The sequence below is a fragment of the Kitasatospora aureofaciens genome (genome assembly GCF_001188955.3).
GTDB lineage: Bacteria > Actinomycetota > Actinomycetes > Streptomycetales > Streptomycetaceae > Kitasatospora > Kitasatospora aureofaciens.
In genome coordinates, this window is the sequence record NZ_JPRF03000035.1 from 77213 (window position 1) to 85104 (window position 7892).

General features: G+C 74.5%; 5 protein-coding genes. 1 reads left to right on the top strand and 4 read right to left on the bottom strand.

Annotated features, from left to right (window positions below; genetic code table 11):
- Positions 1–12 precede the first annotated feature (12 nt).
- The 4 genes from HS99_RS23940 to HS99_RS23955 form a co-directional block, all read right to left on the bottom strand.
- Complete coding sequence (locus HS99_RS23940) at positions 13–2601, bottom strand: ABC transporter permease (protein ID WP_030550589.1); 2589 nt, start codon at positions 2599–2601, stop codon at positions 13–15.
- An 81-nt stretch (positions 2602–2682) separates the two neighbouring features.
- Positions 2683–3453 carry an ABC transporter ATP-binding protein gene (locus tag HS99_RS23945; protein WP_050366984.1) on the bottom strand — a complete coding sequence of 257 codons (771 nt, stop codon included), beginning with the start codon at positions 3451–3453 and terminating at the stop codon, positions 2683–2685.
- Between the two features lie 178 nt (positions 3454–3631).
- Positions 3632–5785 carry a restriction endonuclease gene (locus HS99_RS23950; RefSeq protein WP_043480279.1) on the bottom strand — a complete coding sequence of 718 codons (2154 nt, stop codon included), beginning with the start codon at positions 5783–5785 and terminating at the stop codon, positions 3632–3634.
- A 182-nt stretch (positions 5786–5967) separates the two neighbouring features.
- Complete coding sequence (locus HS99_RS23955; RefSeq protein ID WP_030550092.1) at positions 5968–6600, bottom strand: maleylpyruvate isomerase N-terminal domain-containing protein; 633 nt, start codon at positions 6598–6600, stop codon at positions 5968–5970.
- 124 nt (positions 6601–6724) lie between these two features.
- Between HS99_RS23955 and HS99_RS23960 the strand changes: the two genes are divergently transcribed.
- On the top strand, positions 6725–7663 hold the full coding sequence (locus HS99_RS23960; RefSeq protein WP_050366986.1) for a DUF2797 domain-containing protein: 939 nt from the start codon (positions 6725–6727) through the stop codon (positions 7661–7663).
- Positions 7664–7892 lie beyond the last annotated feature (229 nt).

Sequence of the window (7892 nt, forward strand, 5' to 3'; positions counted from 1 at the left end):
GTCGGCCCCGTACTACTCGCTCCTGATCGCGTCCAGGATGTCCAGCTTCGCCGCCCGGTGGGCGGGCCAGAGCGCGGCCAGCAGGCCGATCACGGCGGCCGCGAGCAGGAAGCAGACGATCTGCAGCGGCGGCACGACGGTGGTGATGCCCTTGAGGTCGTCGGCCAGGGTCCGGACGCCCGCCCAGGCGACCAGGATGCCGAGGCCGACCCCGACCAGCCCGCCGAACAGCGCGATCAGCAGCGACTCCAGACGGACCATCCGGCGGATGCCCAGCCGGTCCAGGCCGATCGCCCGCAGCATGCCGATCTCCCGGCGGCGCTCGAACACCGACATCGCCATGGTGTTGACCACACCGAGCACCGCGATCACCACGGACATGCCGAGCAGCCCGTACATCATGTTCAGGATGTTGGTGACGGCCTGGCGGCTCTCCGCCTTGATGTCCTTCTCGCCCTTGACGGCGATCAGGGGGTTGCCGCCGGTCGCGTCCCGCAGCGCCTGCTTGAGCTGCTCGGTCGCGCCGTTCGTCCCCTTGACCAGGACCTTCTCCAGGCCGGAGCCGGGCTGCGCGTGCGGGCCGACCACGGCCTCGGGTGCGAGCACCGGAGCCAGCGCGGTGTTGGCCTCCAGGACGCCGCCGACGGTGAGCGAGCCCTTGCTCCCGTCCGGGTAGGTCACGGCGAGGACGTCGCCGACCTTGTACCGGGCCTGCTCGGAGCGGCCCGAACTCACCAGCAGCTTGCCCTGCTCGAGCGCGTCCGCCGAGCCCTCCCTGATCCTGACGGTGGCCAGCTGGTCGATGGTCGCCGCGTCCACCGCGGTCAGGAACTCGTTCTCGCCGTCACCCGCACCCCGGCCCCGGTCCTGCCCCCGGTCGATGGTGACCGGGACGCTGCGCTCGGTGCTCATCGCGCTGACGCCGGGCGCCTTGGCGATCTGGGCGGCGACCTCGGGGGAGAGGTCCGAGAAGTTCTGCATGGCGACGGTGTAGTCGGCCTTGAGGTCGCTGGAGGTGGAGTCGTCGACGGCCTTGTTCACCGAGGCGCCGACCACGGTCAGCGAGGTGATCAGGGTGACGCCGATGGTCAGCGCCGAGGCGGTGGCGGCGGTGCGGCGCGGGTTGCGCACCGCATTCTCCCGGGCGAGCTTGCCCGGGGTGCCGTACACGGCCCGCAGCAGCGGGGCGAACAGTGCGATCAGCGGCCGGGAGAGCAGCGGGGTCAGCACGAACACGCCGATCAGCAGCGCGCCCGCGCCGAGCCCGACCAGCTTGACCTCCTTGCCGCTCGCACCGGCGGCCAGCGCGGCCGCCCCGGCCAGCGAGAACAGCAGCCCCACCGTGTTGCGCAGCCGCAGGCTCTTCTGGGTGGCGGGCTGCTCGGAGGAGCTCATCGCCGCGACCGGCGCGATCCGGGAGGCCCGGCGGGCGGGCAGCCAGGCGGCGACCAGGGTGACCAGCACGCCGACCGCGATCGCGGCGAGGACGGTGGTTGGGGCGATCACCAGCGGGCCGTCCGGCAGGTTGGCGTCCATCGGGCCGTTGAGCAGCGCCTTGAGCCCGAGGGCGATCCCGATGCCGGCCAGCAGGCCGGCGACGGAGGCGGTCAGGCCGACCAGCGCGGCCTCGACCTTCACCGAGCGGGTGATCTGCCGCCGGGTGGCGCCGACGGCGCGCAGCAGGGCCAGCTCCCTGGTGCGCTGGGCGACCAGCATGGAGAAGGTGTTGGCGATGATGAAGACCCCGACGAACAGCGCGATGGCGGCGAAGCCCATCAGGAAGGTGCTCAGGATCCTGGTGCCCTGGGCGATCATCCGGTCCTGCTCATCGGCCAGTTCGCGGCCGGTCTTCGCCTTGAGGTTGTCGCCCTGGGGGAGGGCCTGCCTGACGGCGGCGAGCAGCGCGGTGTCGTCGGTGCCCGGCGCGGCCCTGACGTCCAGTTCGGCGAAGCGGCCGGGGCTGAGGTAGAGCTGCTGGGCGGTGGCGGTGTCGAAGGCGGCCAGCGAGCCGCCGGCCGTCACCCGCGGGTCGTTGGTGTGCAGGGTGCCGGTGAGCTTGAGCTGCATCACCGGGCCGTTGACCGCGACCCGCACGGTGTCGCCGACCTTGAACCCGCCCTTCTCGGCGGTCCTGGTGTCGAGGGCGATCTCGCCGGCGTCCTTGGGGCCGCGGCCGGCGACCAGCGGGTAGCGCGGGTCGGTGCCGTCGGCGCCCGGCACGTAGTTGGTGCCGGTGGTGGAGAAGCCGTTGCCGATCAGCGCGCCCTTGTGGTCGGCGATGCCGGCGAAGCCGCTGACCACGCCGCGCACGTCGGCGGCGCCGGGCAGGGTGACGAGCTTGCGGCGGGTGTCCTCGGTGAGGGTCGGGCCGGCGGCGGTCCGGCCGCCGTGGTCGTAGCCGCGGCCGACGGCCTCGCTGTCGCTGACCGTGACGGCGATGTCGGCGTAGCTCTTGGAGTTCTGGGTCCTGAGCGCCTGGCCCATGGTGTCGGTGAAGACGAGCGTGCCGGCCACGAAGGCGGTGCCGAGCATGACGGCGAGCATCGTCATCAGCAGTCGGCCCTTGTGGGCCAGTACGTTGCGCAGTGCGGTGCGGAACAAGAGTGGTGTCCTGGGGGTCGTGGGCGTCGGGCTTCGTTCGCCGGTGTTCGGCGGTTCGCCGGGGCTCGGCGGCTCAGGGGCTCAGCTGGTGCGGCCCTTGGCGTCGAAGCGGCGCATGCGGTCCAGGACGGTGTCGGCGGTCGGGGCGTGGAGTTCGTCGACGATGCGGCCGTCGGCGAGGAAGACGACGCGGTCGGCGTAGGAGGCGGCGACCGGGTCGTGGGTGACCATGACGACGGTCTGGCCGAGTTCGCGCACGGAGTTGCGCAGGAAGGAGAGGATCTCGGCGCCGGAGCGGGAGTCGAGGTTGCCGGTGGGTTCGTCGGCGAAGATGATGTCGGGCTTTCCGGCGAGGGCGCGGGCGCAGGCGACGCGCTGCTGCTGGCCGCCGGAGAGCTGGGAGGGGCGGTGGCCGAGGCGGCCGGACAGGCCGACGGTGTCGACGACGCGGTCGAGCCAGGCCTGGTCGGCCTTGCGGCCGGCGATGTCCATCGGCAGGGTGATGTTCTCCAGGGCGGTCAGGGTGGGGAGCAGGTTGAAGGCCTGGAAGATGAAGCCGATGTGGTCGCGGCGCAGCTGGGTGAGCTGCTTGTCCTTGAGGCCGACGAGTTCGGTGTCGCCGATGGTGGTGGAGCCGGAGGAGACGGTGTCCAGGCCGGCCATGCAGTGCATGAGGGTGGACTTGCCGGAGCCGGAGGGGCCCATGATGGCGGTGAACTCGCCCTGGGGGAAGGTCACGCTGACGTTGTCGAGGGCGACGACCCGGGTCTCCCCCTCCCCGTAGACCTTGTTCAGACCGGTGGCGCGGGCGGCCGCCAGACCGGTGCGGACGGCGGTTGCGGGGAAGCTCACGTGGACTCCTGGGAACGGACGGGAACGGATCGGATTTTCCTACCGACCCATCCTCCCAAGTGGTTCGGGCCCGATGCGTATGCCGAGGGGACGGTGGGCCCCCGCCGACCCGGTGGCGCGGCGGGGGCGCTCTCCTCCTCAGGTATGACAGATCCCCCGAGGTCCGCGTCGCCGCCGGTCACTCCACCGCGACGCCGAAAGCCGTCGCCAGCCCGGCCAGACCGTTCGTCACCGCCCGTGCCGAGGGCACCAACTGCCAGCCGCCGTCCGCCCGCCGGAAGCTGCCGAGCAGCATCGCCGAGTCCGGGATACCGCCGTTGGCGCCCGGCCACTTGGCCGGCCCGGCCGCGCCCGGACCGTACTCGGCGGCGACGGCCAGCCCGTACACGTAGCCGAGCGGCAGCGCCGGTGGCTCCTCCTCCTCGGTGGAGACCGCGAGCACCACCTCGTCGACGGCGGCCGGCAGCCGGTGCAGGTCCAGGCTCAGCCGCGCCGCCCGGGCCGGCTCGCCCGGCACTGAACGTGTCGGGTGCAACCGCACGGCGCCGTCCGGGTCCTGCGGGTTGTTGAAGAACACGAAGTGCTCGTCGCTCAGCACCCGGCCGCCGGCGCACAGGAACGCGGTGACGTCCAGCTCCACCGGGTCGCCGCCGGCCGTACGGCTCTGCCAGCTGACCGTGAGGCTGCTCTGCGGTACGGCCGGCTCGGCCTCCTTCGGCAGCGGCCCCGGCTCGGCTCCCCTGCCCGGTCCGCCGCCGAGCCGGCCGCGCAGGCCCTGCTCCGCCAGCAGCTCGACCAGCTCCGGCCCGCTCACCAGGGTCAGCGGCTTGCCCTCGATGTAGCTGTACGAGCCGCGGCCGAAGCCCGCCGTGGTGACCAGGATGCCCTTGATCGCGCCGTGGTGGCGCACGGTGGACTCCAGGTCCCGCACGGCCGTCGGCGGCACCGTCTTCTTGTAGCGCTTGGCCTGGATCACGATCTTGCCGCCGGTCACCGGGTCCAGGTCCTCGGCCACCACGTCCACCCCCACGTCGCCGCTGCGCGCCGTGGTCATGACGCGGAAACCGCGCAGCCGGAACAGCTCGGCGATCAGGTCCTCGAAGTCCAGCGGATCCATCTCGAAGAGGTCCGGCTCGTCCTCGCCGAAGTGCCCGGCCAGGTTCCCGCCCACCGACTCCGGCAGCCGGTCCGGCTTCACCTCGTCCAGCCGCTCGGGCCGCGCCGACAGCTTGCCGCCCAGGCCCTGGAAGCACTCCACCGGCGCCACCCGGTCCAGCGCCAGCCCGGAGAACTCGGCCCGGGTCGCGGTCAGCGTGGACAGGAAGCGCTCCGCCTCCCGGCCGGTCGCCGGGTCGATGCCCAGCACGAAGCCGTTCAGCACCACCGAGTCCAGCATCCCGTCCCGGTCCGCCCGGAACAGCTCCGCCGCCACCCGCAGCGCCGACTGCGCCAGCACCTCCCGGTACAGCGCCTTGCGCTCCGTCGCCGGACGGGCCACCTCGGCCTCGCGGTCGTCCGACTTCACGTACCGCACCCGCACGGCCGCCGGCACCACGTCCGGACCGGGCAGCTCCCAGTTCACCACCAGCTGACGGCTCGACACCTCCCAGGCCGCCACCAGCCGGTGCGGGAAGCCCTCCGGCCAGGCCGCCGAGGCGTACAGACCCGCCGTGAAGTACTCCTGTACCGCCTCCGGGTCACCCGCCCGCAGCCGCCGCAGCAACTCCTCGGTGCCGGCCCCGCGCTCCGCCTCCTGGCGCCGGAAACCCTCCGCCCACACCAGGTACTCCTGGTGGTACGCGGCAAGCCGGCGCTGCCGGTCCGCCTCCTGCGCCTGCGCGGCGTACCAGTCCTGCTCGAACCGGGCCCGGGCCCGGGCCAGGTACTGCTCGTACTGCCGGCGCACCCCGGCGTTGCGGGCCTGCGCGGCATCCGGCGGCGGAACGTGGTACTCGGCGGAGGTCTGGTCCGGCATCGGCACCGGCTCGCCCAGCGGCCCCGGATCGAACGGCGGCACCGGGCGCGGCGCCAGCAGCGACTGCGGACCGAACGCCGGCGCGGCCAGCCCGGCCGCCAGCAACCCGCGCAACTCCGCCACCCGGCGGTCCAGTTCGGCGGTCCGCCGGGCCGCCTCCGCCTCCCGCGACTGCTGGTACGCGCGCTGCGCCTCCCGCTCGTCCCGGGCGGCCGCCCGCTGCGCCTCGCGCTGCGCGCGCTCGTGCCGGCGCAACTCCGCCGTCTCGGCACGCCACCGGGCCTCCTCCCGGCGCTGCTGCTGCCGCTGCGCCTCCGCCCAGACCGTCAGCACCCCGCTGTTCCGCCGCCCCGCCACGAGCCACCCCTTCGCCCTCACACCGACCCGGCCGCCCCGCGCCGCCTCCCGGCGACACCTCGACCGCGCCCGCCACAATAGAACGTGGGCGCCCCGACGGGCCAAGCGCCCGCGACCTGCGGAAGAGAACGGGCGCGCAGGCACCGCCGGGCACCTGGCGTTCGGTCAGCGGGCCCCCGGGCTCAGCCCCGGACTTCGGCGTACCAGCGCCAGTCGGTGCGCGGCGGCCGGCCGGGGAGGGCGGTGCGGCCGGTCGCCCACAGCAGGGTGGGCCAGGGGGCGTCGACGGGCGGGACGTCGGGGAACAACCGGGCCAGGGTCCGGGCGCAGACCTCGGCGGGCGGGTCCCAGGCGAGGCCGAGGCCCTGGCTGACGTCGTGGAGGTGGACCAGGGTCTCGACCAGGCTCATGGCCACGAAGCCGGTCGCATCGGCCAGGCCCCACGGGTGGTACGCACGCGCGTCCGGCGGCGCGACCCGGGCGACGGCGACCATCAACCCGCCGCTCGCGTCCAGCACTTCGAGCAGCCCCGCCACCCCGTCGGCCGGGTCGGCCCGGACGAAGTTGTTAGGGGCGCCGGGGGAGCGGCGGGTCGCCACGAAGGGCACGTACCGGTCACGTGGCGGCCGCGCCGGGCCCAGCTGGGCCGCGTAGGCGAGGAGGTCGTCGGCGAGGTGCTCGACGGTCTCCCAGCAGCTCCAGCCGAGCGTGCCGGCGGGCCGCGACCAGTCCGCGCCGGCCGGGGCCCCGGCCAGGGTGTCGACGGCGAGGCGCAGGGTGCGGGCGAGGTCGTCCGGGGTCGGTGAGTCGGTCATGGCCCGGACGCTAGCAAGCGCTCGGCGCCACCGGCTTCCGGGCCCCGCATCCTCCGGGATGCGGTCGTTGTCAGTGGCAGCGGGTAGCCTCGACCGGGTCGTACACCCACAGGGAGGGCTGCCCGTGACGATCCCCGCACCCCAGCACCCGGAGCGGCCGGCCGGCTGGATCTCCACCGGCCTGAGCTGGCACGACGGCCGGGCACTGCTCGGCGCGGTGCGCGGCGGCCGGGTGCACGAGCGCGCCGTCGCGCCGGGTACGGAGGTCGGCTGGCTGCTCGGCGGCCCGCGCCGCTGCACCGGGGCCTGGCTGGCCGGGGCGACGGAGCGCACGCCCTGCCCGCACCACGCGGAGATCGCCCCGGACGGCGGCGCCACCCAGTGCCCGGCCTGCCAGAGCGTGGACCGCGGTCTGGCCCTCGCCCGGGACCAGATCCTGGACGACGGCCGCACCTACCTGCTCTACCTCGCCTGGTTCGGCGAGGGCCTGCTGAAGGTCGGCCTGACCGCCGAGCAGCGCGGCGACAGCCGACTGCTCGAACAGGGTGCGCTGGCCTACGCGTTCACCGCGCGCGGCGGCCTGCCCGCGGTGCGCCGCGCCGAACTGACCGTCGCCGCCTCGGGGATGGCCCGCGAGCGCTACAAGTCCCGGCTGAAGACGGACCACTGGTGGTCCCACGGCGACGCCCCGCACCGCCGTACGGTGCTCACCGAGGCCCGTGCCCGGGCGCACGGGCTGCTGAAGGGCCACGCCGTGGAACTGCTCGCCGACCGCCCGGTGGTGGACCACGTGGAGCGCTTCGGCCTGGCCGACGGCGCCCCCGAGGTCTACCGCGAGATCACCGGCCTGGCCCCCGGCGCGGTGATCGCGGGCACGCTGCGCCCGCCGGTGGGCCGGCACCTCTTCCTCGACCAGCCGGACGGCTCCGGGCCGCTGCTGCTGGACACCCGCCGGCTCACCGGCTGGGCGCTCACGCCCGTCACCGGCCGCGCCCCCGAGGGCCTCGCCCTCCAGGAGCGCGTCCGCCCGCCGGAGCCGGACACCCAGGAGGCGCTGTTCTGACGCCGGAGCCGACGCCCGTCAGCTGCTGATCAGGGCCAGCAGCTGGGTCACCAGGCCCAGCGCGGGCGCGGCCGCCTCGCCGAGCTCCCGGGTCAGCCCGGCCAGCAGGTGGAGGTGTTGCGCTCAGCCCAGTCTGCCGCGCACCCCGCCCGGGCCGGAGCGCGCGCGGCGGGACAGCGGGGGCCGGGACGGCCGTACGTCACCGCGCCCGGCGGCGGCCGGCTCGGCG

Excerpts from the sequence above, each read along its gene's own strand:
- HS99_RS23955 (WP_030550092.1), bottom strand. The coding sequence starts at position 6,600 with ATGACCGACTCACCGACCCCGGACGACCTCGCCCGCACCCTGCGCCTC.